At 67.7% G+C, this 24,056-nt stretch carries 19 protein-coding genes and 1 pseudogene; 15 read left to right on the plus strand and 5 right to left on the minus strand.

The window, feature by feature from the left end; translation table 11 throughout:
• Positions 1-1,254 (minus strand): glycerol kinase GlpK (gene glpK, locus VN461_01325; GenBank protein HXB53389.1); only part of this gene is annotated, 1,254 nt, incomplete at its 3' end.
• Between the two features lie 200 nt (positions 1,255-1,454).
• Here glpK and VN461_01330 point away from each other — a divergent pair.
• Entirely contained in the window at positions 1,455-2,243 is a 789-nt protein-coding gene (locus VN461_01330; GenBank protein ID HXB53390.1) for a lysophospholipid acyltransferase family protein, read from the plus strand.
• 33 nt (positions 2,244-2,276) lie between these two features.
• On the opposite strand, the gene VN461_01335 is transcribed toward VN461_01330, so the two are convergent.
• Together VN461_01335 and VN461_01340 are read right to left on the minus strand one after the other, a co-directional pair.
• Complete coding sequence (locus tag VN461_01335) at positions 2,277-3,305, minus strand: S-adenosylmethionine:tRNA ribosyltransferase-isomerase (GenBank protein ID HXB53391.1); 1,029 nt, start codon at positions 3,303-3,305, stop codon at positions 2,277-2,279.
• Complete coding sequence (locus tag VN461_01340; GenBank protein ID HXB53392.1) at positions 3,302-4,051, minus strand: SDR family oxidoreductase; 750 nt, start codon at positions 4,049-4,051, stop codon at positions 3,302-3,304. The genes VN461_01335 and VN461_01340 overlap by 4 nt, the downstream gene beginning before the upstream one ends.
• Positions 4,052-4,140: 89 nt before the next feature.
• On the opposite strand from VN461_01340, the gene VN461_01345 reads away from it, so the two are divergent.
• Positions 4,141-4,695: an XRE family transcriptional regulator gene (locus VN461_01345; protein HXB53393.1), complete on the plus strand. Its 555-nt coding sequence runs from the start codon at positions 4,141-4,143 to the stop codon at positions 4,693-4,695.
• Between the two features lie 84 nt (positions 4,696-4,779).
• Here VN461_01345 and VN461_01350 read toward each other — a convergent pair whose 3' ends face one another.
• Complete coding sequence (locus tag VN461_01350) at positions 4,780-5,322, minus strand: PilZ domain-containing protein (protein ID HXB53394.1); 543 nt, start codon at positions 5,320-5,322, stop codon at positions 4,780-4,782.
• 55 nt (positions 5,323-5,377) lie between these two features.
• Positions 5,378-6,979 (minus strand): DUF4388 domain-containing protein, encoded by a 1,602-nt coding sequence (locus tag VN461_01355; protein ID HXB53395.1) that lies wholly within the window; start codon positions 6,977-6,979, stop codon positions 5,378-5,380.
• An 822-nt stretch (positions 6,980-7,801) separates the two neighbouring features.
• Here VN461_01355 and VN461_01360 point away from each other — a divergent pair.
• From VN461_01360 to VN461_01420, 13 genes and pseudogenes are all read left to right on the plus strand, one after another.
• Entirely contained in the window at positions 7,802-11,260 is a 3,459-nt protein-coding gene (locus tag VN461_01360; protein ID HXB53396.1) for a PAS domain S-box protein, read from the plus strand.
• 3 nt (positions 11,261-11,263) lie between these two features.
• Positions 11,264-12,619: a sigma-54 dependent transcriptional regulator gene (locus VN461_01365; GenBank protein HXB53397.1), complete on the plus strand. Its 1,356-nt coding sequence runs from the start codon at positions 11,264-11,266 to the stop codon at positions 12,617-12,619.
• Between the two features lie 320 nt (positions 12,620-12,939).
• Positions 12,940-13,311: a response regulator gene (locus tag VN461_01370; GenBank protein ID HXB53398.1), complete on the plus strand. Its 372-nt coding sequence runs from the start codon at positions 12,940-12,942 to the stop codon at positions 13,309-13,311.
• A gap of 8 nt (positions 13,312-13,319) precedes the next feature.
• Positions 13,320-14,189 (plus strand): GAF domain-containing protein, encoded by an 870-nt coding sequence (locus tag VN461_01375; GenBank protein ID HXB53399.1) that lies wholly within the window; start codon positions 13,320-13,322, stop codon positions 14,187-14,189.
• A 65-nt stretch (positions 14,190-14,254) separates the two neighbouring features.
• A complete protein-coding gene (locus VN461_01380) occupies positions 14,255-14,695 on the plus strand; it encodes a chemotaxis protein CheD (GenBank protein ID HXB53400.1) in 441 nt (146 codons plus the stop codon).
• 6 nt (positions 14,696-14,701) lie between these two features.
• On the plus strand, positions 14,702-16,387 hold the full coding sequence (locus tag VN461_01385) for a chemotaxis protein CheA (protein ID HXB53401.1): 1,686 nt from the start codon (positions 14,702-14,704) through the stop codon (positions 16,385-16,387).
• A gap of 26 nt (positions 16,388-16,413) precedes the next feature.
• Positions 16,414-18,192: a methyl-accepting chemotaxis protein gene (locus tag VN461_01390; protein ID HXB53402.1), complete on the plus strand. Its 1,779-nt coding sequence runs from the start codon at positions 16,414-16,416 to the stop codon at positions 18,190-18,192.
• A 9-nt stretch (positions 18,193-18,201) separates the two neighbouring features.
• Complete coding sequence (locus VN461_01395; GenBank protein ID HXB53403.1) at positions 18,202-18,783, plus strand: chemotaxis protein CheW; 582 nt, start codon at positions 18,202-18,204, stop codon at positions 18,781-18,783.
• Positions 18,784-18,898: 115 nt separating this feature from the next.
• Positions 18,899-19,360 (plus strand): cache domain-containing protein, encoded by a 462-nt coding sequence (locus VN461_01400; GenBank protein HXB53404.1) that lies wholly within the window; start codon positions 18,899-18,901, stop codon positions 19,358-19,360.
• A 51-nt stretch (positions 19,361-19,411) separates the two neighbouring features.
• A complete protein-coding gene (locus tag VN461_01405; GenBank protein ID HXB53405.1) occupies positions 19,412-21,058 on the plus strand; it encodes a methyl-accepting chemotaxis protein in 1,647 nt (548 codons plus the stop codon).
• 201 nt (positions 21,059-21,259) lie between these two features.
• The gene (locus VN461_01410; protein ID HXB53406.1) at positions 21,260-22,147 is read left to right on the plus strand and encodes a protein-glutamate O-methyltransferase CheR; all 888 of its coding nucleotides are present in this window, start codon (positions 21,260-21,262) and stop codon (positions 22,145-22,147) included.
• Positions 22,144-23,256: a chemotaxis response regulator protein-glutamate methylesterase gene (locus tag VN461_01415; protein HXB53407.1), complete on the plus strand. Its 1,113-nt coding sequence runs from the start codon at positions 22,144-22,146 to the stop codon at positions 23,254-23,256. Before VN461_01410 ends, VN461_01415 begins: the two co-directional genes overlap by 4 nt.
• A 180-nt stretch (positions 23,257-23,436) precedes the next feature.
• A pseudogene (locus VN461_01420) lies at positions 23,437-23,832 on the plus strand (helix-turn-helix domain-containing protein).
• Positions 23,833-24,056 lie beyond the last annotated feature (224 nt).

Here is a 24,056-nt window from a genome sequence, read left to right on the forward strand (position 1 = left end):
CATGAGGAACGCGTTGGCCGCCCCCCCGCCATCCACCCGGAGCTCCCGGATGGGGATCCCGGACTCGACGTTCATGACGTCGATCACGTCGCGGGTCTGGTAGGCAATGCTCTCCAGGGTGGCGCGAATGAGGTGGCGGCGTCCCGCGCCCCGAGTGAGGCCCACGATGGCCCCCCGCGCGCCCATATCCCAATAGGGAGCACCGAGGCCGGCGAAGGCGGGGACGATGTAGACCCCTCCCGTGTCCTTTAGCCCGGCCGCGATGGCCTCGGTTTCCGCGGCGTTGTGGATGAGGCCGAGTTCGTCGCGCAGCCACTGCACCGCTGCTCCCGCGATGAAGATGGACCCCTCCAGGGCGTAGACGGGACTCCCGGTGGCGTCGCAGCAAAGGGTGGCGAGAAGGCCCCCGGTGCTCTTCACCCGCTTCCGGCCCATGTTCATCATCACGAAACAGCCGGTGCCGTAGGTGTTCTTGGCAAGACCGGGCTCCCAGCATCCCTGCCCGAAAAGGGCGGCCTGCTGGTCGCCGGCGATCCCGGAAACGGGGACCCCTGCGGGCAGGCCGGACTTGGGCGCGGTCTCCCCGAAGAACCCGCTGCTCGGCCGCACCTCGGGAAGCATGGCGGGGGGGATGTCGAGGATCTGGAGGAGGCGGGGATCCCACCGCCGCTCGTGGATGTCGAAGATCAGCGTCCGCGAGGCATTGGTGGGATCGGTGGCGTGGACGGCGCCGTCGGTGAGCCGAAAGAGCAGCCAGGTGTCGATGGTCCCAAAGAGCACGTCTCCAGCCGCGGCGCCCGCCCGAAGCTCGGGGTAGCGGTCCAGAATCCAGCGAATCTTCGTCCCTGAGAAGTAGGGGTCGAGGACGAGGCCGGTACGCTCGCGGAAGGTAGGCTCATGGCCGTCCCTCCGCAGGCGCTCGCAAATCTCCGCGGTCTGGCGGCTCTGCCAGACGATCGCGGGATGAACCGGCCGACCGGTTTTCCGCTCCCACACCACCGTGGTCTCGCGCTGGTTGGTGACGCCGATGGCCCTGAGCTCTCCCGGTCCCACCCCGGCCGCGTCCAGAGCCTCCTTCATGACCCGGCGGCTGACTTGCCAAATCTCCTCCGGGTCGTGCTCCACCCAACCCGGCTGGGGGTAGAACTGCTTGAACTCGGAGTAAGCGCGGCCCAACACCTGGCCGTCGTGCGAGAAAGCGAGGGCGGTGCTCCCGGTCGTGCCCTGATCGAGGGCGAGGACGGCGGCGGGCATGGGGGCGGCTCCTTTCGAGTCCTTATTGTAGCGGGGAGGCCCGTGGAAGCGATGGCCGGGCACGGCCTCGTGATAATCTCGAACGCCCGGCGCCGGGTGAACCTTCCCCGACCGAGCCGGAGGATCGCACGGTGGGCCTTGAGATTTCTGGTTCGCGGGCCGCGACGGGTCGTCCCGCGCCTTCTGGCTTGGCGAGGGTGATGCGGGCGCTCCGCAGCAGCGCGTTCCTCGCTGTCTACGCCATCCACATGCTCCTCACGTTCGGCGCCGTCCAGCGTTTTCTCGTCTGGCCCCTGGCCCTCCTATGGCCTGCGCGTCGCCGGAATATCGTGGGCTGGTGGTTCCGCCTCCAAGCGCACTTGACCCTGGCCATGGCGCGGGTGCTCGCCAACGTGCGGATCACGATCCAGGGGGCGATTGAGCCGGGGACCTGTGTGGTGGTCATGAACCACCAGTCCGTTCTCGACATTCCCATCGCCTATGCCCTGGTGCGGGGGCCCTACCCGCTCATCCCCACCCGCGCCCGGTACCGGTACGGCATGCCCGCGGTGTCACCCCTAATCCGGCTGGGCCGGCTTCCCCTGGTCCGGCAGGAGCCGGGGTCGGCGCGGGCGGATGTCAAGAGCATGCAGGCCGCGGCCGAGCAGGTGGCGCGGGAGGAGCACTCCCTGCTGATCTTCGCGGAGGGGCATCGCACCCGGGACGGCGAGATCGGTCCATTCATGCGGACGGGCCTGAAGGTCGTCCTGGCCCGCGCCCGGCGTCCCGTCTACTGCATCGTGGAAGACGGGCTCTGGCACGTGCGCACGTTCGCCGATGTCTGCCTGCGCTTCGCGGACAGCTCGGCGGAGGTGGTGGTCCTGGGTCCGTTCGAGGCGCCCGCGGGGAAGGACATCGAGGGCTTTATCGAATCCCTCCGCGAGCGGATGGTGACCGCCCTCCGGGAGATACGGGCCCGCCGGCAGGGGAGGGAAGGAACGGCCGCCTGACGGCGGGGACCGGCCCCGGATCCCCTCCCCGGGTCAATCCGGGAGGATCAGGCTCGAGTCGCCGAATTCGTGACCGACATACCCCGCCGCTTCCATGTGGCGGTAGGCCCGCTCGAGCAGTTCCGTGGGCGCAAAGGCGGTGAGAAGCGCGAAGTGGCTGGTGCCTGGCTCGTGGATCCCGGTCAAGAGTCCATCCACGACGCGAGGACGATGAGCGGCCCCGATCCGGAGGGTCGTGACGCCCCTACCGGGATCCAGCCGGCCCGCTCCTACCGCCGCCGCTCCTTCGAGGGCCCGGACCACGGTGGTCCCCACCGCCACCACACGACGACCCCGGGCCTTCGCGAGTTCCACCGCCTCCACGGTTTCCGGGGGGACCTCGTAGGGCTCCGGGAGGGGCAGCTGGGCGTCCAGGGTGGGGTCTCCGGTCGAAGAGAGGCCGGCGGCGTGGGTGAGCGTCGCCAGGTCGACCCCCGACCGCCGGAGGCGGAGCAGCAGGCCCAGGGTGAGGGGGTGCCCCGCCGAGGGCAGCTCCGCCGACCAGGGGCGCGAGGCGTATGCGGTCTGGACGTGGGCGAGGGCCAGCGGGCGCTCGATATAGGAGTACTGCACCGGCCGGCCCTGGCGGTAGAGCGCATTCCATAGGGCCTCTCCGTCCTGATCGAAGCGGAGTCTCACGAGGCGGGCGGAGAGGGGGGAGATGCTGGTCAGCGTCGCCATGAGATCGGGGCCGAAGGTCAGCCGTTCGCGCTCCCGCAGGGGAGGGGGCGGCGGGCGGTCCTCGGTGCGCAGCCGCCAGTCCCCGGCTCCGAAAAGCACGGCCGTGAAGTCCCCTCCGGGAACGCTGCCCACGAGCCGCACCTCCAGGGGCTCTCCGGTGGACGTGCGCCCACCCAACGACGCAGGCAAGGTGGCGGCGTCATTGACCACGATGAGGTCTCCGGCGCGCAGGAGGCGAGGCAAATCAACCACCCGAGCGTCCGAGAGCGTGTTGCGACCGGGATCGATCCGCAGCAGCCGCGCCGTCTCGGGCTCGGCGCGGGGCCAGGTCGCGGGCGTCATGCCCCCGCTGCCTCAAGGGGGGGATGCGGAGCCCAGGACATCACCTCGATACGCGCCCCCTCGGCCAGACTCTCCGCGTGTTCTATGAGGGCGAGAATGCGCTCCGCGACGCGGGCGGGGTCCCGGAGCGACCCGGGATCCTCATCGGGAACGGCGTCGGCGTGCATCCGGGTGTTCATCTCCCCGGGGTCTACGGCGAGGAACCGCACCCCCGTCCCCCGGAGCTCCGCGGCCGCGATCCTCGCCAAGTGATCGAGGGCGGCCTTGGAAATGCCGTAGGCGCCCCAGCGCGGATAACCCACGACGGCCGCGTCGGAGCTGATGTGTAGGACGAGCCCGCGCCCGCGCAAGAGCATCGATCCGGCCACGGCCTTCGTCAGTCGGAAAGGGCCGACAAGGTTGGTTTCGAGAACCCGCTGCAGTTCCTCGGCCTCCGTCTCCAGGAGCAGTCGTAGGGGCAGCCGCCCCAGGGTGCTTGCGTTGTGAACGAGAAGGTCGATGGGCCCGACCAGGGCCGCGGCAGCCCCCACCAAGGGGGGGATCGCCTCGGCCTGGGAGACGTCGGCCACCAGGGCATGGGCTTCTCCTCCGGAGGCTCGGATCTCCGCCACCACCCCCTCGAGGTCTGCGCGACCCCGGGCCACGAGCACGACCCGGGCGCCCTTCCGGGCCAAGGCCCGGCCGAGGGCGGCCCCCAGGCCCCGGCTCCCCCCGGTTATGAGCACCGACCGTCCCCTTAGATCCATGGCCTGCCTCCCGCCTTCAAAGGTATGTCGCCCCCGCCAGAGGGCGAGCGTTCTTGCCAATAGATTGGCAGGGGGCTATCCTGCTGGCCATGGCGGGGGAGATCTCCGGACGCTTGGCCAGGAACATCAAACAGCTCCGGGAGGCCCGCGGCCTCACCCAGGTACAAATGGCGAAAGTCTGCGGGATACCCAGAGCCACCTGGGGTCACTTGGAGTCGGGGGCAGCCAATCCAACCCTTTTAGTGCTACACAAGGTTGCCCTCGCGCTCCAGGTGCCGCTCGAGGAGTTGACCGCCGCCCCCCGGGCCTCGGGCCGCCGGTACCCGAAAGAGGCCCTCCCGACGCGCAAGCAGGGGGACGGGGTGGTCCGCAGTCTGCTTCCGGACCCTATCCCGGCCATGCTGATCGACCGCATGGAGATCCCGCCTCAGGGACGGATCCCGGGCGTTCCGCACATGCCGGGCACGCGTGAGTATCTGACCTGCGAAGCCGGGCAGATCGTGCTCGCGGTGGCGGGAGAGCAGTGGACGCTCGGCCCCGGTGATGTCGTGGTCTTCCGGGGTGACCAGCGCCACTCCTACCGGAACGGTGGGACGCGGTCGGCGATCGGCTATTCGGTGGTGCTCCTGGCCCCGGTGGGCTGACCAGGAGAAGCCTCGCCCGCGGACGACGGCTCCCCCCGGGGTAGGCGATGGAGGGCTCCCGCAATCCCCAGCGCGGTTGCGGCTCTAGGCCTCGGCGGTCAGGGGTTTCGCGCCGGCGGGAATCAGGTTGTCCGGGAAGGGTGCGTCGAGGAAGCGGAGGCCTAGGCGCAAGACCGCCTCCGCGGTGGCGCCCTTGGTGGCGGTTACGTACATGACTTCCGCCCGCGTTCTGAAGCCGCCCTCCGCCTCGAACACCACCACCTCGCCCTTTTCGACCGCCATGTGACTCAGCACCAAGGCTCCGCCCCGGGCGATCACCTCCGTAGCCGTGTCCTCCGCCTGGGCAGTCGGGTTCTTCCAGAAGGGCATCCGGCCCAATCGAACCGGGATAGTCGCCTCGAACCGTTGGAACTCACGCCGCTCGCCCCCCTCGACCCGCGCCTTGGCCTCTGCGTAGTCTTCGGCGGTGGCGGGCTTGCCCAGGCTCTTCCACTCCCCGAGGCTGACCACAAGGCCCTGGTCCGGGCCATTTCCAGAACCCGCGCAGGGCGAGGCGGGAACCTCTCCCAAGACGACCCAAGCGCCGCCCCGGCAGGAGCAGCTCGTCGAGTGCAGCCCGACTCTCATCTCATGTTCCACCTAAAGGTCACTCCTCTTAGGGCCGGGGGCCGAGCGTCTTCCCTCACGTGAGGGGGGCGCGGGCCCAGGCTCCGGTCTCCGGGTGCGTCCGACGGCGGAAGGAGGCGTTCTCCAGCGCCACCCCCGCTTGATTAATGAACACCTCCAGGGTCTCCAGTCGGCGGAAGTCCGCCCCGGTGGCGGGGTTGTCGCCGAGGAGCAACGCGATCGTCTCCCGCTGGGCGACGAGGGGGAGCAGGGCCACGGCCTGGGAACGGACTCGACCGAGGGTGGAACCGAGGCGGGCCCAATCATCCTTCGAAAGCGGTCCCCGGTAGGGCCGGGCGCTCGCCACCACCTCCTCGAACACCGATGGCTCGGCCAGGGGGAGGGCCAGATCGCGCGCCTTCAGGCCGACTTCATCGCCCTCGGGCCCAAAGCCTCCCAGCCCCCGCAACTCTCCGTCTTTCACCACGAAGAGGACGGCGCGCTCGAAGAACTCTCGAGCCGCCTTCACGACCAGTAAAGAGACTTGGTGAGCGTCCTGAGGACGGCTGAGCTCGTCAAGCCAGCGACGGAGCGAGGTGACCTCGTCCCAGGATTCGACGCTTCGAGGGAGCTGGACAAAGGGTGAGGACCGAGCGGCGGGGGCCGCCTCCGCGGCTCCCTCCAACCGGGCCAGGATCTCCAGTAGGCGGTCGCCGAATGCCCGGAGGTCTGCCTCGAACTGGGCGGGGTCGAGGCGGGACAACACGGGCTTGAAGACCCAGCGGGACACGCCCACTCTCCGGGCGCGAGCGTGGAGCGTACGGGTCATACGGTCCGTCATCAAGAGCACGGGCGGATGCATACCCGCCTTCTGAAGGCGTTCCACGACCTCCAAGCCGCCGTTGAACGAGGAGCCATCCGAGGTGGGCATCCCCCGGTCGGCAACAAGGGTGAAGGGCAGCCCGACATCTCCCAGGCCCTTGGCCTTCTTCACCGCCGCCGAGGGCTGGCCGACCTCCACGACCTGGTAGTCGGCGTCGATGAGCCGCTGGGCCAGGCTCTCGCGAAGGTCGTCCTCGTCCTCCAGGAGCAGCACGATGCGGTGACGATCGGAAGCGGGGGGATCCGCAACGGTCTCGGGGGGTGATGCGAGAGCGGGAGGCTTCTCCTCCGGGAGAGCGGGTGCCGACGGCTTCGTCTCCGCGGAGCCGGCATCGCTCGGCTCTGCCATGGGCTCGGCAAAGCCGGATTCCACCAAAGCCACGGAGTCCCGCCGGTCTTCATCCATGGTCCGGGCCAGCTCCAACAGCAACTCCTCGGGCTTGATGCCCTGGCGCAGCGTCAGGGAGGAGATGTCGTGGGACCCGACCGCCACCGGCGGTTCCGCCATGAGGTGGAAGCAGAAGGCCCCCTCCCGGAGGCGGATGAGTTGCTCCAGCGCTACCTCGACCCGCTGCCGGATGAGCGTCCCGCGCTTCTCTTCCGAAAGCTCAGCCACGCGGGGGTCGTTCGGGAGGCTGTCGGGAGTGGTGGCGGAGACAACGAGGCCCTCGCGAAAGACAAGCGCGGCCTCGCCACCCGAGGTCTGGACGGTCAGGTATCCGGTCTTCTGGCTGAAAGCGATGATCTGAAGGATGTCGAGGAGGGGCATGTCCTCCAGGTTGCCGTTCAGGCTCACGGTAACTCCACGCGTCCCGATTCCACCGGGGGCAGCATGTGCAAGGCCTGGGCCACGAGGGGAGCGGGGAGCCGCCATCGCGCTAACCCGCAGAAGGAGATAGGGTTGCGTGGGCAGGGGTAAGGGAGGACGCGAAAGCGGGGATCCGGGATGTCGCACGGCCGTCTTGATTCCAGGATGAAGCCGGTCGGGAGCCGTATGGAGGAGGCATCCGCCGAGCACCGGCGCTTCCGGCGGCGGGGGAGTCGGCTGCGAATCGTTCTCGCGGAGCGGGCTTCCTAGCTCCGTCGGCATCCACTAACTGTTTCTGCTACTCTCGTCGAGACCCGTAGTGACGCTTCGGAATTCGGGTGAGGGGCGGAGGGGCTTGGTGGAGCGGGCCCGCCCGGGACCGGCACTCTGGCCGCCAAGGGAAGGCGAGGCCGACATCGGGCCCGGCCCTGGGGTACGGGAAACACCGAGAGTGACTCCCATCCCTCAAGTGCTCCTCCGCAGGTAGTGGCGTGGTGCGGCGACCCACCGGCTTGGTTTCTGGAAGCGGTTACGATCGATGAGGCAAATCGGAGCACGATCTCCGGGGCCGCGGCCGAGGCGAGGCCGGCTCCGCGCTCGTGACCACGCGTGCCGGAGAGGGTCCCGGCTGCAGACGGGTCCCAGCTTCCCGCGGCAGGGCGGGGTGGGCAATGCCCCCCCCCGTTTCTTGGCCACCACCGGCGCTGGCCCTGCCGTCGGGGCCGCACCCGGCGAGCGGGGGACGCGTCCGTCCCGCCCGGGATCCCAGATCGAACGATTCTCTGCCCGACGCCTGGCAAGGCGACGACCTTGAGCGACGGCGTGGGGGGTCGGACTCCCCTCGTGCGCGCGGCGATGGTCGCCGCGTTCACTTTTGCCGCGATGCTCTCTTTCGAGACCGCGAAGGAATCGCTCGCCCCCTACGCGTTCAGCCGCTGGCAGTCCCACTGGGTGACAATCGCTTTCGCCACCCTGGTCGGGGGCTTGGTCTCCTTGGTCGCGTTTCGTGCCTACGAGCGCGAGGCGCGGGCGCGGCGCGAGGCCCAAGCGGAGCGGGAGGCCGTCGTCCGGAGGCTTGAGTCGACCCTCCGCGAGAGGGAGGACCTGGCGTCCTCGCTGCGGGAGAGCGAGCATCGATATCGGACCTTCCAAGCTCTCAGCAGCGAGGGCATAGCCCGTCTCGACCTGGACGAACCTCTGGCCGTCGAGCGGCCAGAGGCGGAACAACTGGATCACATCTTGCGGACGGCCCGGCTGGCGGAGTGCAACGAGGCGTTCGTGAGGATGCTGCGCCGACCCGCCGGCGAACGGCTCGAGGGCCTGAGGCTGGCCGAACTAGCCGCGGTGTCGGAGCTGAGGGAAGGGCTGCGGGGGTTTGTGCGGGGGGGATACCGGCTGGTGGAGAGCGAAGCGCCCCGGATCCGGCCGGATGGGGTCACCGTCTGGGCGAGGGCAAGCGCGACCGGCATCGTCGAAGACGGACACCTAAGAGCGATCTGGGTCACGCAGCAGGATGTCACGGGCCGGAAGCAGGCGGAGGAGGACCTGCGCACTCGGGACCGGATTCTGGAGGCGGTGGCCTTCTGCTCGGCTCGTTTCCTGCAAGCGGGCCGGTGGGAGGACTCGGTGCCGGAGGCGCTGGCCCGGCTTGGCGAGGCCGTCAGTAGCAGCCGTGCCTACATTCTCAAGAACCACGAAGCTCCGGATGGGGAGCTTCGGGCCAGCCTCTGGCAAGAGTGGGCCGCGCCTGGCATCGCTCCTTACGCCCTCGAGAGCATCCCCTGGCGACGGGGGGGATTGGCGCGGTGGGAGGCTCTGCTCTCCGAGGGGCAAGCCGTGGTGGGGGTGGTCCGGGAGCTGCCCGAGGGCAGCAGCCCCCTCTTGAAGAACTCTGATATTCGCTCCGTCCTCCTGGTGCCGTTCTTCGTGGAGGGCCGGTGGTGGGGTTGCTTGGGCTTTGCCGAATCCCGCCACGAGCGCCACTGGTCCCCTACCGAGGTCGAGACCCTTCGGACCGCCGCCCTCATCCTGGGGGCATCGCTGGACCGGGAGAGCGGGGAGCGGGCCTTGCGGGAGAGCGAAGAAAGATTCGCACGGCTGGCGGCCGCGTCTTTTGAGGGGATCGCCATCACCGAGGAGGGGGTCTTCGTCGACGCGAACGACCAGCTCGCGACCATGCTGGGCTGCGAGCTGAGCGCCTTGATCGGGCAGAGCCCGCTGGAGTTCGTGGCGCCCGAGCACCGGGAGCTCGTTACCTCCCGCCTCCGCAACAGCTCCGACGAGCCTTACTCCCATCTGGCGCGCCGGCGGGATGGCTCGATATTCCCCGTCGAAATACGCGCTAAGCCCGTGCCCTACAAGGGGCGGACCGCCCGCGTCACCGCCCTGCGCGAGATCACGGAAAAAGTGGCCGCGGAGCACGCCCTGCGCGCGTCGGAGAAGAAGTACCGAGACATTGTCGATTTCTCTCCGATCGGAATATACCAGGCGCGGCCAGACGGGACGGTCATCACCGCCAACCTGGCCTTCGCTCAACTCCTTGGTTGCGAAAGGGTCGAAGATGTCCTCGGCCTGAACCTCATCCGGGAGGTCTACTTCGACCCCGAGGAGCGGGCCCGCCTGATCGCCGCCTACGAAGAGCTTGGCCAGGGATCTCACGTCGGGGTGCTGCTCAAGCGGAGGGACGGCACACCTTTTTGGGCCGAGATGTCGGCCCACGCGGTGAAGGACCCGGCGGGTCAAACCCTTTACTTCGAGAGCTTCGTGCAGGACATCAGCGCGCGCAAATCCGCGGAGGAGGCCCTGGGCGCCTCCGAAGAGCGGTATCGGCTTCTGTTTGAGGGCAATCCGCTCCCCATGCTGGTGTCGGACTTGGCGACGCTGCGCTTCCTGGCCGTGAACGAGGCGGCGGTGCGGCAATATGGCTACTCCCGCGAGGAACTCCTCGGGCTCTCGGTTCCGGACCTGGCTGTGCCCGGGGATCCCGATCTCGAGCGGTACCTTTCCACCCGCTTCGATCCTCGGCCCGACCTCCTCCACCTGGGATTGCGCCAACAGCGCCGCAAGGATGGCGCCCTTATCGACATCGACCTGACCAGCCTGGCCATCGCCTTTGGGGGAAGGGCCGCTCGCCTCGCCCTGGCCCGGGATGTCACCGCCGAGCGAAAGGCCAACGCCGAGCGGGAGGGGTTGCGCGCCGCCCTGGAGCGCGCGGGCACGGAATGGCAGCGGAGTGTGGACGCGGTGGACACGGCTGTGCTCGTCCTGGACCGGGATGGGCGCATGGCCCGCCTCAATCGGGCCGCTCGCGAGCTCCTGGGAAAGGAATACCAAGAGGTGCTGGGCCACCGCATCGATGAGGTGGGGCGAGAGGAACCCTGGCTCAGCGCGGCCGAGGTGGTCCGAGTCTCCCGGCGGACGGGCTCCCGGGAATCGATGGCCGCCCAGAATGCGAAGGGCACCCGTACTTGGGACCTGAGCGCCTACCGCTCGCCCGCGGGAACGGCGGTGGAGGAGCGGACGATCCTCACCGTACGGGACATCACGAGCTTCGTAGCCCTGCAGGAAAAGCTCCGGCGCAGCGAGACTATGGCCGCCATGGGTACCCTCGTGGCGGGGGTGGCCCACGAGGTCCGCAATCCGCTTTTCAGCATCTCCGCCACCCTGGACACCTTCGACGCGGAGTTCGGGACGAGCGAGGAGCACACCGAATTCTCGGGCCTCTTGCGTTCCCAGGTGACCCGCCTCACCCATCTGATGAGGGACCTGTTGGATTACGGCAAGCCGCCCGCGCTCCGGGTGTCGCCGGCCCGAGCCCAGGATGTCATCCACCGCGGGCTCCGTTCCTGCGCGCCCCTGGCCCGCGAGCGCGGGGTGAGGGTCTCGGAAGAGGCCGCGCCCGACCTGCCCGTCCTCTCCCTGGACGTCGGTCGGATGGAGCAGGTCTTCGAGAATCTAATCAAGAACGCTATCCAGCATTCGCCCGCGGGCGCAACCGTTCGCGCCGCGGCTCGCCGGGGGGGGGAGGAGCCGAATCTCAACGTCGTGTGCACGGTAGAGGACGAAGGGCCGGGTTTTCCCGAAGAGGACATCCCGCGGATCTTCCAGCCCTTTTTCAGTCGGCGGAGGGGCGGGACAGGCCTCGGGCTATCGATCGTTCAGCGGATCGTCGAGGCGCACGGTGGTAGCATCGTCGCCGCGAATCGAGCCGGGGGAGGCGCAGTGTTCGCGGTCACCCTGCCCACGATGGGGCAGGCCCCGCGAGGGTGAAGCATGTCCGAGAAGCGCAGCATCCTCGTCGTGGACGATGATCAGGACGTGCGGGTTCCGCTGCGCCGCTTTCTGGCCGGGAAGGGCTTCGAAGTGGAGGAGGCGGAGAGCCTGGTTGCCGCGCAGGAAGCGTTCAAGCGACAGCGCCCGGATCTGGTGGTCATGGATTTCTCCCTGCCCGACGGGGATGGGTTGGCGCTTCTCCGGAGCTTGAAGTCGCTGGACGTGGCCATTCCCGTCGTCATGCTGACCGGACACGGCACCATCGACCTCGCGGTGGCGGCCATCAAGGAAGGGGCGGAGCAGTTCTTCACCAAGCCCGTCGAGCTGCCCGCCCTCTTGGTCGTCATCGAGCGGGCGCTCGAGAATCAGCGCATGCGCCAGGCCTCCCTGGTAGGGAAGTCCTCGCAGGCCCGGCGGGCCGTAGACCCATTTCTGGGGGAGAGCCCCGCCATCGGCCAGCTTGCCGCGCAGGCCCGCCGGGTGGCGGCCTCCTCGATCCCCGTCCTGATCCAAGGAGAGACGGGGACCGGCAAGGGCGTGCTTGCCCGTTGGCTCCACGAGAACGGTCCCCGGAACGAGGAGGCCTTTGTCGATCTCAATTGCGCGGGCCTGTCGCGGGACCTGCTGGAGACCGAGCTGTTCGGCCACGAGAAGGGGGCATTCACGGGGGCGGTGACCGCCAAACCCGGCCTGATGGAGATGGCGCACCGGGGAACCCTCTTCCTGGATGAGATTGGCGACGTCGATCTCCAGGTGCAGCCCAAGCTTCTGAAGGTCATGGAGGAACTCCGCTTCCGCAGGCTGGGCGATGTGCGGGACCGGCAAGTGGATGTGCGCCTCGTGGCGGCCACCCATCGGGACCTGGTGCGGCTGGTTCAAGAGGAGAAGTTCCGGGAAGACCTGTTCTACCGAATCAACACCGTCTCCCTCGTGGTGCCCCCCCTGCGTGAGAGGGGTCGCGATGTCGTCCTTCTCGCCCGTAGCTTCATGGCGCGCATCGGTAGCGAGCTTGGTCGACCCGGGGTGCGGCTCTCGGAAGGGGCGGAGAGCGCCCTCGGTTCGCGCTCCTGGCCCGGCAATATCCGGCAGCTCCGCAACGTGCTCGAACAGGCGGTTCTGTTGAGCGAGCGCACGGTGTTGGAAGCGGAAGACCTACGGGATACGTCGGTGCCGGCCGTGCCCAGCGCGCGCCCGCGCGCGAGCCTGGTGGAGGCGGAGCGCCAACACATCGAAGCCATGCTGCGGGAAGAGAAGTGGAGCGTGCCTCGCACCGCCACCACGCTGGGCCTGTCCCGGAGCGCTCTCTACGAAAAGATTAGGAAGCACGGGATCCGCCTACCCAGTTCCGGCCGCTAGAAGGGCCGGAGCCGACGCCCCGGGGGCGCGCCCCCTCCCTCCTGCATAAACGATAGCGCCTGACTCGAGCCCCGTCCCGGATTCGAGACGGGAAGGTCCGGGATCCCGGAGCCTCTGTCGCTTGGGGTCTCCGTCTCCCCAGAAGAAGTATCGCGCCCGGCAGAGCTTAGCCGGAACCGAGGGCGCCGCCGAGCACTTGGCAAGAGTGTTGCTCAGTGACTCCCTGCCGGCGGTGGCCGCAGACCAAACCGGAGTGAATTGACGGCGTGGCGGCGGGAAGACAGCAGTCCTGCCCGCCGATGGAGCTCAGGGAGAAACAGATGGCACGCAAGAAGATCTTGCTCGTCGATGATTCGAAGACGGCCCTCCTGATGGAACAGATGATCTTGAGGAATGGCCCCTACCAGCTCGTGATCGCGGGGGATGGGGCGGAGGGGGTAGCCAAGGCCGTCTCCGAACTCCCCGATCTCATCCTGATGGACGTCGTGATGCCTCACATGACCGGGTTGGATGCCCTCAAGGAACTCCGCCGGCGCGAGGCCACCAAGGAGATACCCGTGATCATGGTCACCACGCGTGGGGAGGGCGAGAACGTCGAGGCCGGCTTCGCCTCCGGCTGCAACGACTACTTGACCAAGCCCATTGATTCCGTCGCGCTCCTCGCAAAGGTTCGCGACTATCTGGGGGAGTGAGGTTCGGGATGAAGAACGAAGGGCAAGAACACGGCGAATACGTGCGGCGGGTACAGGGCGAAACCCAGCGATACGCCCAGACCCTGCTCGCCGAGAACGAGCACCTCCGGCGTCGGGTGGCCGCCGTGGAGAGCGAACGGGCCGCCCTGGCGGGCAAGGCCAGCCAACTCGAGGCCGTTCTCGCGCGAAACGAGGCTCTGCAGGAAGAGAGCAGCTGGGTCGCCGCCGAACAGCGCCGCCTTCGGGGTCAAATCGCCGATCTCCGCCAGCAGATCGATGGCCATGAGACCGCGCGGCGGGACCTGGAGAGCCGCCTCAAGCTGGTGGAGGACGAGAACCAGCGCTTCTCCCAGGAGTACCTGGCGGTCGAACAGCAGAACTCCAATCTCGCGAACCTCTACGTTGCCAGCTACCAGCTGCACGGCACTCTGGACCGACGGGTGGTCTTGTCGACCATACAGGAGATCGTAGCCAACCTGGTCGGTTCCGAGGAGATGGCTCTCTTCGAGCTGGATTCCATGGGCTCAACGCTCTCGCTGATTGCCTCCTTCGGCATTGCCCCCGGTCCCTTCCAACGGGTTTCGGTCGGGCAAGGGCTGATCGGCCGGGCGGTCCGGAAGGGCACCGTCCACGTCGTGGAACGCGAAGGGCGGGAGGGGGCTTCCTCCGAGGAGGCGCACTTGAGCGCCTGCATCCCGCTGAAACTCGACGGGCGGGTGATGGGGGCCCTGGCTCTGTTCCGACTGTTGCCGCACAAGGACGGGTTCCAACCCCTGGATAACGAGCTCTTCGACCTCCTGGCGACGCAAGCGGCGGTCGCCCTCTATTGCACGTCTCTGACCGCCGGGGCGCCCGTCTCGTCGGCTTCGGCTCCGTAATGTCCGCGGGAGTGTCGGGAGTTGGTAGTGAGGAAGCCCCCGGCGGGGAGAGCGCGCTTCCCAGCGTGTACCTCCACCCGGGGCAGCTCTTTGCCTCCGCCGAACCGGCGTCGGTCACGACCGTTCTCGGCTCCTGTGTCTCGGTCTGCCTCTGGGACCGGGACCGGGGCATCGGGGGCCTCAACCACTTCGTGCTGCCCATCTGGGCCGGAAACGGCACCTCCTCAACCCGGTTCGGCAATGTCGCCATGGAGGTCCTTCTGGCCCGGCTGGTCAGCTTGGGCGCCCGGCCCCGGAACGTGGAAGCCAAGGTCTTCGGGGGGGCTTGCATGATTCAGGCGTTCCGACGCCGGGAACACCATCTGGGAGGGCAAAACGTCGACCGGGCGGTGGCCTTCCTTCAGGAGAAGGGAGTGCCCATCTCCAGTCAGGACACCGGGGGCCATCGCGGCCGAAAGCTGATCTTCCACACCGCCACCGGGGCGGCGTGGCTGAAAGAGCTGTGAAGGCACATGGATTTTGACATCGATCGCGACGCCGTTCTCCAGACTTTCCTGAGCGAGTCCGAAGAGGGACTGGCCATGATGGAGGAGGCCCTGGTCGGCCTAGAGTCACGTCCGGAAGACGGAGAGCTCTTGGCCGCGGTCTTCCGGGTGGCCCACACCTTGAAAGGGAACGCGTCGTCCCTCGGATTCGAAGGCCTGGTGCGCCTCTCCCACACCCTGGAGGACTTGCTGGACCGCGTGCGCAACCGCGCCATTCCGGTGACGGGGGACTTGGTCACGCTCTTGCTGGATGCCGTCGATGCCCTCCGCGACCTAGTCCCTGCCGCCGTCAACGGCGGCGAGGCCCTGACCGTGGTTCATGAGGCGCTTCTGCGGGAGCTCTCGCGCCGGGCGGGGGGGGTGGACGATCCACCGCCAAGCACGGGGTCCGGGGGAGCCCCCCGCGGGGAAGAGCCCGCCACCCCCGAGCCCGCGCGTCCCGCGGAGCATCGCAGCCTCCGCGTGGACATCAACCGCCTTGACCGGATGCTCGACCTGACGGGCGAGATCGCGATCGCTCGCGGTCGCCTTCGGCGGATGCTCGAGCAGCACGGGGCCCCGGCCCCGGTCCTGGAGGCGCAGGGGGAGGTCGACCGTCTCTCCCTCGATCTTCAGGAGCTGGTCATGAAGGTTCGGCTCGTGCCCCTCCGGGGGACGTTCCGAGCGTTCGTGCGGACGGTCCGCGACCTGGCCGCTCGCCAGGGCAAACAGGCCCGCCTGATCCTCGAGGGCGAGGACGTGGAGGTGGACACGAGCGTCATTGCGCAGGTGCGCGACCCCCTCACCCACATGATCCGCAATGCGCTCGACCACGGCATCGAAGCGCCGGAGGTGCGCCGGACGGTGGGCAAGGATCCCTGCGGGACCCTCGCCCTGCGCGCACGCCACGAGGGGGCCACGATCGTCATCGAAATCGCGGACGACGGCGCCGGCCTCAACCGCGAGCGGATCCTTGAGCGCGCCCGGGAGCGGGGCATCGACGCCGAGCACAAGGAGGAAGAGGAGATCCAGCGGTTGGTCTTCGAGCCCGGCTTCTCCACCGCGGAGACGGTGACGGAGCTGTCGGGACGCGGCATCGGCCTCGACGTGGTACGACGCAATGTGATGGCCCTGCGCGGGAAGGTCGGGATCCGCAGCCAGGAGGGCATCGGCACCACCATCACCCTGCGTCTTCCCCTCACTCTCGCCATCATCGACGGATTCATCGTGGGGGTGGGAGACGAGGCGTACGTGATTCCCCTGGAGGCCGTGGTCGAGTGCCTGGAGCTCCCGAAGGAGGCCTCGAGCGACACGAGGGAGGGCGGGGTCATCAACCTGCGCGGTGCGGCCCTGCCCTATCTCCGGCTCCGCCGGCTATTCGGTCTCGGCGCTCGGCCCGGGCAGAGGGAGCACGTGGTCGTGGTACGGCCGGACGCGGGACGGCAGGTCGGCCTCGTCGTGGACCACCTCGAAGGCGGGTTCCAAACCGTCATCAAACCCCTGGGGCGGCTCTTCCAAGGGCTCTCCGGAGTCGCCGGCTCCGCCATCCTCGGCACGGGGCGGGTGGCGATGATCCTGGACGTGCCTTCTCTATTGGCGGAGGCCCTTCGGGGGCAAGAGGCGGCGAAACACGAGCAGTGGTCCGCTCCGAAAGCGGAGAGTCAGGGAGCTTGAGGCCAGCAATGGCAAGGAGAACATTTATGGTGAAGAACCTTCGGATTGGCAAGCGGTTGGGCCTGGGGTTTGGCCTGATCCTGGTCCTCATCGGAGGAGTGGCCACCGCCGGGTACTGGGGGCTGGAGCGGGTGGCAGGCCTTGCCCACGAGATCCTCAGGGTCAGCGCCCCACTCGTCGAGCACTCAGAGCGCGCGCGCGCGACCACCCTGGGCCTGCGGCGCTTCGAAAAGGACTATTTCCTCAACATCGGCTCGCCGGACAAGGAAGCCGAATATGTGGCCAAGTGGAAGGACCAGAAGAAGCGCCTGGATGAGCGTTTGGACGAGCTAGAAAAGCTCGCCCAGAGCGAGACCGATCGGGAGACCGTCCGCAGCATGCGGAAAGACGCAAATTCTTATGAGGATGGCTTTCAGAGAGTGCTGACGGGCATTCGCGAGGGGGCGGTGAAGACGCCTCAGGAGGCAAACGCGGCCATCTTGCCATTCAAGGATCCGATCCACGGCTTGGAGGACGCGGCTTACGAGTTCGCCATCAAGCACTCCAAGGCGATGGAGTCCGTCGAGCCCATGCTGGCGGAAGCCGTGCGGCGCACCAACGCGATCGTGTTCGGCGTGATCCTGGCGGCTCTGGCTCTGGCCGGCGCGGCGGGGGTCGTCATCACACGGAGCATCACCGCGCCCCTGGCCCAGGCCGTGAAGGTGGCGGAGCGGGTGGGGGCGGGTGAGGTCGACGTCCTAATCGAAGTCGATTCCCAAGACGAAACCGGGCTCCTCCTCAAGTCCTTGCAGGGCATGGTGGCCTCCCTCAAGCGGATGGCAGGAGCGGCGGCGGCGGTCGCGGGCGGAGACCTCACGATCAGATTGAACCCCCAGTCCGAGCGCGACGCACTCGGCAACGCGCTCTCGGAGATGGTGGGCCGCCTCACCCAGACGATCGGTGAAGTGAAAGCGGGTGCGACCGCGCTGTCGGCGGCTTCGGCCCAGGTCGCGGCCACGTCGCAGAGCCTCTCCGCGGGGACGAGCGAGCAGGCGGCTTCGGTCGAAGAGACCACCGCCAGCCTGGAGGAGATGTCTGCTTCCATCACCCAGAATGCGGAAAACAGCCGCCAAACGGAGCAGCTGGCGATCAAGGGTTCGAAGGACACCGAGGAGGGGGGCCGGTCGGTGAAGGAGACCGTGGTGGCGATGCGAAGCATTGCTGAGAAAGTGTCGATCATCGAGGAGATCGCCTACCAGACGAACCTCCTGGCTCTCAACGCGGCCATCGAGGCGGCGAGAGCGGGGGAGCACGGCCGGGGTTTTGCCGTAGTCGCCACAGAAGTGCGGAAGCTTGCGGAGCGAAGCCAGACCGCGGCTAAGGAGATTAGTGGTTTGGCCGCGTCAAGCGTAACCGTGGCCGAGCGGTCTGGGCAACTCTTGGGAGACCTCGTACCCAGTATCCGGAAGACGGCTGACTTGGTGCAAGAGGTGACAGCCGCCTCGGCCGAGCAAGCCTCGGGGGTCGCCCAGATCAACCGGGCCATGACCCAGGTGGACCAAGTGACCCAGCGCAACGCCGCCGCGACCGAGGAGCTCGCCTCGACCGCGGAGGAGATGGCGGCTCAGTCGGAGGCTCTGCAGCAGCTCGTCTCCTACTTCAAGGTTACGGCCCTGGAGGGCGGTCCGGACCAGGTGACCACCCTGTCGCGGAGCACCACCGCCCGTGCCGTCCCGCGCAAGAGCAACGGCGAGGCGCGAGCCATGCCCGAGAGCCCAGCCTGGCACCGCACGGCCGGCGCCGACGCGGACTTCAAGCGGTTCTAGGAGGTGTCCATGGCAAGCCAACCGACCGTGGCCGAGCAGGCCCAGTATCTCGGCTTCCAAATAGCCGGGGAGGAATACGCGATCGGCATTCTCCGAGTGCGGGAGATCTTGGAGTACGACACCCTCACCAAGGTGCCGACCACCCCCCCGAGCATCCGGGGGGTCATCAACCTGCGCGGGAGCGTGGTGCCGGTGGTGGATCTGGCGGTGAAGTTCGGGCTCTCGGAGAGCGTGATCAGTAAGCGGACGTGCATCGTGGTGGTGGAAGTGAACCTGGATGGTGAACGGGCGGTGATGGGTGTTCTGGCCGACGCCGTCAGCCAGGTCATCGATCTGCCGGCAAGCGAGGTCGAGCCACCCCCGCCGTTCGGGACCCGGGTACGGGTCGACTGCCTGATCGGAATGGGAAGGGCAGGCCGGAAATTCGTCCTCCTACTCGACATCGACAAGTTGCTGTCACTGGACGAGCTGGAGATGACACGCCAAGAAGCGGGCCCGACCGCCGCCGTCCCTCCCGAGGCACGAAGGGACGGGGAGCCGAGCCCCGCCGAGCGGGACCAGCCCGTCCCTCCAACAGAGATGGGGTCTTGAGCGGTCGCTCCATCGCCGGGCGGCCGGCGAAAGGCGGGCAGGCCCTGTTAACCGAGCCTCGTGACGCGCCGCCGCGCGAGGCCACGCTCTACGGAGAGCAGGAAGAGAAAAGCGCATGCGAATGATGTCAGTCGGGGTTCTGGCGTTGATGGTGGGTTCGAGCGGGCTCGTTCAGGCCGCCAAAGAAGAGTTCGGCACCGCCCGGGAAGCGGAGGCCATGGTGGACAGGGGAGTCGCCCGCATTAAGGCCGTGGGCTCAGAGCGGGCCTACGCCGACTTCACGGACAAGGCCCCTGGATTTGTCGACCGTGACCTCTACGTCGTGGTCTACGACCTCGAGGGCCGCGTATTGGCCCACGGACAAAACCCAAAGATGGTGGGCAAGGATCTGATCGACCTCCGTGACGCGGACGGAAAGGCCTGGGTCAAGGAGAGGGTCGAGCTGGCCCGCGGCAAGGGAAAGTTCTGGCACGACTACAAGTTCACGGATCCCCTGACGAAGAAGGTGCTGCCGAAATCCACCTATTGCGAGCGGGTCGAGTCGACGGCCGTCTGCGTGGGGATTTACAAGCGGTAGGGTCCGGTCGTGTCCGCGCTTCGGCCGCAAATCACGGAAAGGCAGGATGTCTTGAAGCTTTATCAGCGCATTCTCTTAGCCCCCGGGCTAGCCCTTTTTTTCTTGCTCCTGTTCGGGGCGGTGGTCTACCGGGCCTTGAGCACCGACCAGGTCGCGATGAGGGAGATTTTCAGCACCCGCTTCGGGATCTTCCAGAAAGCAGATCAAGCTTTGGCGGACATCGACGCAGTTCATGCTGCCGTGTACCGTCTCGTGACCTGGATCGGAAACTACGACCCGGCCAAGATTGCGCATAAGTCCGCCGAGTTGATGACCCAGATCGACGGTGCCACCGCCATCGCGAAGGGGCTGGCGGGCGAGGCTCGGCTGAGCGATGAAGAGAAGGGGCACCTGGAGGCGATCCTGGGTCAGCTCGCCAACTACCGGAAGCACGTGGCGACTGCCGTCGACCTTGCGAGCGTCGATGTGAACACGGGCTTGGCCGCCCTGCAGACGGCGGACATGACGTACCAAGAGCTGCGCGGCAGCCTGGATGGGCTCATCGACGTCGAGAAAAAGCTCGCCCAACGGCGATACGACGAGGCGTTGGCCACCTACCAGGGCGCCCTTCTTCTCGCCAGCGTCGTCTTTTCACTGGCGATCGCGGGCGCGGGCATCGCCGGCGGCCTCGTCACTCGCTCCGTCACCCGGCAGTTGGGCGGGGAGCCGGAATATGCCTCGGAGGTGGCGCGGCGGGTGGCGGAGGGAGAGCTCACGCTGGCCATCGCCACTCGAGCAGAGGACCGCTCGAGCCTGCTCTTCGCCATGAAGACGATGGTGGAGCGCCTAGCCCAGGTCGTAGGGGACGTACGCGCCTCGGCGACGGGCCTCTCCGGGGCCTCGGACCAGGTGAGCGCCACCGCCCAGGCTCTTTCCGAGGGGACTTCTGAGCAGGCGGCCTCCGTGGAGGAGACGACATCGTCCCTAGAGGAGATGAGCGCTTCCATCACGCAAAACGCGGAGAACAGCCGTCAGATGGAGAAGATGGCCTCCCAGGGGGCGCGAGACGCGGCGGAGAGCGGAGAAGCGGTGTCCCAGACGGTGGGGGCCATGAAGTCGATCGCGACCAAGATCTCGATCGTGGGCGAGATCGCTTACCAGACCAATCTTCTTGCTCTCAACGCCGCGATCGAGGCCGCGCGGGCGGGTGAGCACGGGAGGGGCTTTGCGGTGGTGGCCACCGAGGTCAGGAAGCTGGCGGAGAGGAGCCAAATCGCGGCCAAGGAGATCTCGGGGCTGGCCGATTCGAGCGTGGAGCTGGCGGAGCGAACGGGCCAGTTGCTCACGGATCTGGTCCCCTCGATCCGCAAGACCGCGGACCTGGTCCAGGAAGTAACGGCGGCTTCCATGGAGCAGTCGTCGGGGATAGGCCAGCTCAACAAGGCCATGGTCCAGGTGGACCAGGTTACGCAGCGGAACGCCTCCGCGGCGGAGGAGCTGAGCTCCACCGCGGCGGAGATGGCCTCCCAGGGCGCCGCTCTCGAGGAGCGGGTGTCCTACTTCCGCCTGCCCCAAGAGATCATGAATGCCGTCCCCGTCATCAGCCCGCGGCCTCCAATGCCGGCCAAACCATCGTCGTCCCTGCTACCGGGGTCGGGCGGGGGCAACGGGCGGGGTGCGGTGCCGGAGCGAGCGGAGAAGGGCTTCGTTCGCTTCTGAGTAGGGGGTTTCGGCCGAGCTATGGAGCAACCGGCAGCCGCGTCCCCGCCCGCCCCCGAGAGGCGTGGGGGCAAGGGGGTCAGGTCCGAGACAACACCTCGTCGGGGTCATGAGACCGGGGTCATCGCCGACATGGGGTTAGAGAGTGGGGAGTAAGGACAGGGAACCGGGGACGAGGTCCGCGATGGAGATGATGCGACGATGGTGAGCGAAGGAACCCCGACCGCCCTCCGCGGTCTGCGGCACGGTCCCGCGTCCTTGTCGGAGCGCCACTTCGGACTCTTCCGGGCCCTCATCCACCGGGAGGCGGGCATCCATCTCTCTCGCGCCAAAAAAGCCCTGGTCGAGGGACGGCTGGCGCGGCGGCTCCGCGAGCTCGGGCTCGACTATGGGGCCTACTACCGGCTCGTGGAGTCCGACGAGGGGGAGCGGGTGCGCATGCTGGACTGCATCTGCACCAACGAAACCCACTTCTTCCGCGAACCAAAGCAGTTTGCCTTCCTGGAGAGTCGGGTATTTCCGGAGTGGGTCGCGCGAGGCGAGGGCGGAAAGATGCCGAGGCGGGCGCGCGTTTGGAGTGCGGGTTGCTCGACGGGCGAGGAGCCCTATTCCCTGGCCATGTCCTTCCTGGCCCGCTTCCCTCCCTCCTCGGGATGGGAGATCGACATCCTGGCCACGGATCTCTCCACGCGTGCCCTGGAGAAGGCCCGGTCCGCGGTCTGGCCGCTGGCCAAGGCCAAAGAGATCCTGCCTCCATACCTCAAGACCTTCATGCTGAAGGGCACGGGCCCGCAAGCGGGAAACATGAAGGCGGGTCCAGAAATACGTTCCCGCGTGCGTTTCCAGCGACTCAACCTGAATGCGGAGCCCTTCCCACTCGCGGACCGTTTTGACCTCATCCTCTGTCGGAACGTTCTCATTTATTTCGACGCCCTCGCCAAGGCGCGGGTCATGAACAGGCTGATCGACCGCCTGGACCCCCAGGGTTACTTATTTCTGGGACATGCGGAGACGGTGGCGGGCCTGAACGCCCGCATGCGCAGCGCGGGTCCGACGGTGTACGTTCCCGCGGGCGGGCCTCAGGCATGAGGACCCTGCGTGATCCGGAGCGCCTGGAGGTGCTGGTGGTCGACGACTCCGCGGTCGTCCGACAGGTGACGACCGCGATCCTGCAGAGAGTGGGATTCAACGTGGCGGTAGCTTCGGACCCGTTGATCGCGATGCAGAAGATGGCTCAGTCGCGTCCGTCCGTGATCCTTCTCGACCTGGAAATGCCCCGGATGGACGGCCTGTCGTTCCTGCGCAAGATCATGACCGAGGATCCCATCCCCGTTGTCGTCTGCTCCGGTCTCGCGGGGGCGGGCACCCAAGGTGCGCTTCAGGCGATGGAAGAGGGTGCGGTGGCGGTGGTAGCCAAGCCCCGACTGGGGATCCGCGAGTTCCTCCAAGACTCCGCCATCGCCCTCGAAGAGGCCTTGCGGGGGGCAGCGGCCGCCCGCCTCCGGCCGCGCACCCACTCCGCCGCCTCGTCTGGCCACCGGGGAGAGGCCGGCTTGGCGGTTGCCGGACCCCGCCTCCGGGTGACGACCGACCGCGTGCTCGCCATTGGAGCCTCGACGGGCGGGACTGAGGCCCTGCGCGTCATTCTGGAGAGCCTGTCTCCGGACTGCCCCGGGCTGGTCATCGTCCAGCACATGCCCGAGATCTTCACGAAGGCCTTCGCAGACCGGCTAAACCAGACCTGCCGCATCGAGGTGAAAGAGGCGGCCCACGGCGATCGCGTGGTGGAGGGCCGTGCACTGATCGCCCCCGGCAATCGCCACACCATCGTGGTCCGCGACGGGGCTCACTACGCGGTGCAAGTCACGGACGGTCCCCTGGTTTCCCGCCACCGACCGAGCGTCGATGTGTTGTTCCGGTCGGTGGCCGCCGCCGCCGGGCCCAACGCGGTGGGGGTGATCCTGACCGGGATGGGGGCCGACGGGGCGGACGGCCTGCTGGCCATGAAGCGAGCCGGTGGCTCCACCATCGCTCAGGACGAAGCAAGCTGTGTGGTCTTCGGTATGCCCAGGGAGGCCATCGTGAGGGGGGCGGTGGACGATGTGGTCCCCCTGCCGCTGATCCCTGCGTCCATGCTGGCGAAGGCGGGCTCGCAGGGGCCGGGCGAGAGGAGGCGGGACCAAGGCAGTTGCGCGTGAGCACGCGCCTCGGGTCGCGCCCGGCCGTGCCCTCGGACCTCTCCTGACCACCTCTCGCGTGATGCTTCGGAGTTGGGGAGGGACCCGCCGGGCCGGGTTGGGTCAGCAGAGGCCCGGTGCGCCCTCTAGTGAAGGCTGAGCACGACAGTGGCGATTTGCGCCTACTAGTTCCGGGCGTACCCGACGCCGCGGCAGCAGAGCCGCGTGGCCCGGGAGTTCGGGGCTGCGCGCTGGGTTTATAACCGGGGCCTGGAAACAGTCTCCCCGGCCTGGCGTGAGCGGCAGGAGAGGATCACCTGCGTCGATTTCTCGCGCCAAGTGACCAAGCTGAAGCAGGCCGAGGTGCCCTGGCTGAAGGAAGTCTCGAGCTATGTGCTCACCCAGTCGCTTCGGGATCTGGAGCGGGCCCTTAAAGCATCTACTCCAAGCGGGCTCGCTACCCACGCTTCAAGAAACAGCGCGCAGTTCGTTACCAGCTTGATGCGCGACTCGTCGCCGTGGCTGCAACGCCCCCCCGTAGCCGCGAGCATGCCCATTCACGTTCCCGGGCGAAACGCCCTTCCGCCGGGCCTATAGCCCGAAGCTCAGGCTGGGCACCGCCGCTCCCGCGTCCCCCCGGAGCCGTCCTGAGTCCCGGAACTCGTGATCCCGTTTCCCGGACACGCCCCGCAGTCGGCTGTCTCCGCGGGCGGCAAGGTCCGTCCTATCAACGCTGGCCACGCTCCACCGCGCTCAGGAAGGCTTGGCAAGGGGGTTGCAGAACGACTACCGACGCGACCCAGTCCGTAGGCGTTTCTAGA

The sequence above is a fragment of the Vicinamibacteria bacterium genome (assembly GCA_035570235.1).
GTDB lineage: Bacteria > Acidobacteriota > Vicinamibacteria > Fen-336 > Fen-336 > DATMML01.

Excerpts from the sequence above, each read along its gene's own strand:
- VN461_01350 (HXB53394.1), bottom strand. The coding sequence starts at position 5,322 with ATGAGAGTCGGGCTGCACTCGACGAGCTGCTCCTGCCGGGGCGGCGCT.
- VN461_01340 (HXB53392.1), bottom strand. The coding sequence starts at position 4,051 with ATGGATCTAAGGGGACGGTCGGTGCTCATAACCGGGGGGAGCCGGGGC.
- VN461_01345 (HXB53393.1), top strand. The coding sequence starts at position 4,141 with ATGGCGGGGGAGATCTCCGGACGCTTGGCCAGGAACATCAAACAGCTC.
- VN461_01415 (HXB53407.1), top strand. The coding sequence starts at position 22,144 with ATGAGGACCCTGCGTGATCCGGAGCGCCTGGAGGTGCTGGTGGTCGAC.
- VN461_01335 (HXB53391.1), bottom strand. The coding sequence starts at position 3,305 with ATGACGCCCGCGACCTGGCCCCGCGCCGAGCCCGAGACGGCGCGGCTG.
- VN461_01385 (HXB53401.1), top strand. The coding sequence starts at position 14,702 with ATGGATTTTGACATCGATCGCGACGCCGTTCTCCAGACTTTCCTGAGC.
- VN461_01410 (HXB53406.1), top strand. The coding sequence starts at position 21,260 with ATGGTGAGCGAAGGAACCCCGACCGCCCTCCGCGGTCTGCGGCACGGT.
- VN461_01370 (HXB53398.1), top strand. The coding sequence starts at position 12,940 with ATGGCACGCAAGAAGATCTTGCTCGTCGATGATTCGAAGACGGCCCTC.
- VN461_01375 (HXB53399.1), top strand. The coding sequence starts at position 13,320 with ATGAAGAACGAAGGGCAAGAACACGGCGAATACGTGCGGCGGGTACAG.
- VN461_01390 (HXB53402.1), top strand. The coding sequence starts at position 16,414 with ATGGTGAAGAACCTTCGGATTGGCAAGCGGTTGGGCCTGGGGTTTGGC.
- VN461_01365 (HXB53397.1), top strand. The coding sequence starts at position 11,264 with ATGTCCGAGAAGCGCAGCATCCTCGTCGTGGACGATGATCAGGACGTG.
- VN461_01400 (HXB53404.1), top strand. The coding sequence starts at position 18,899 with ATGCGAATGATGTCAGTCGGGGTTCTGGCGTTGATGGTGGGTTCGAGC.
- VN461_01395 (HXB53403.1), top strand. The coding sequence starts at position 18,202 with ATGGCAAGCCAACCGACCGTGGCCGAGCAGGCCCAGTATCTCGGCTTC.
- VN461_01330 (HXB53390.1), top strand. The coding sequence starts at position 1,455 with ATGCGGGCGCTCCGCAGCAGCGCGTTCCTCGCTGTCTACGCCATCCAC.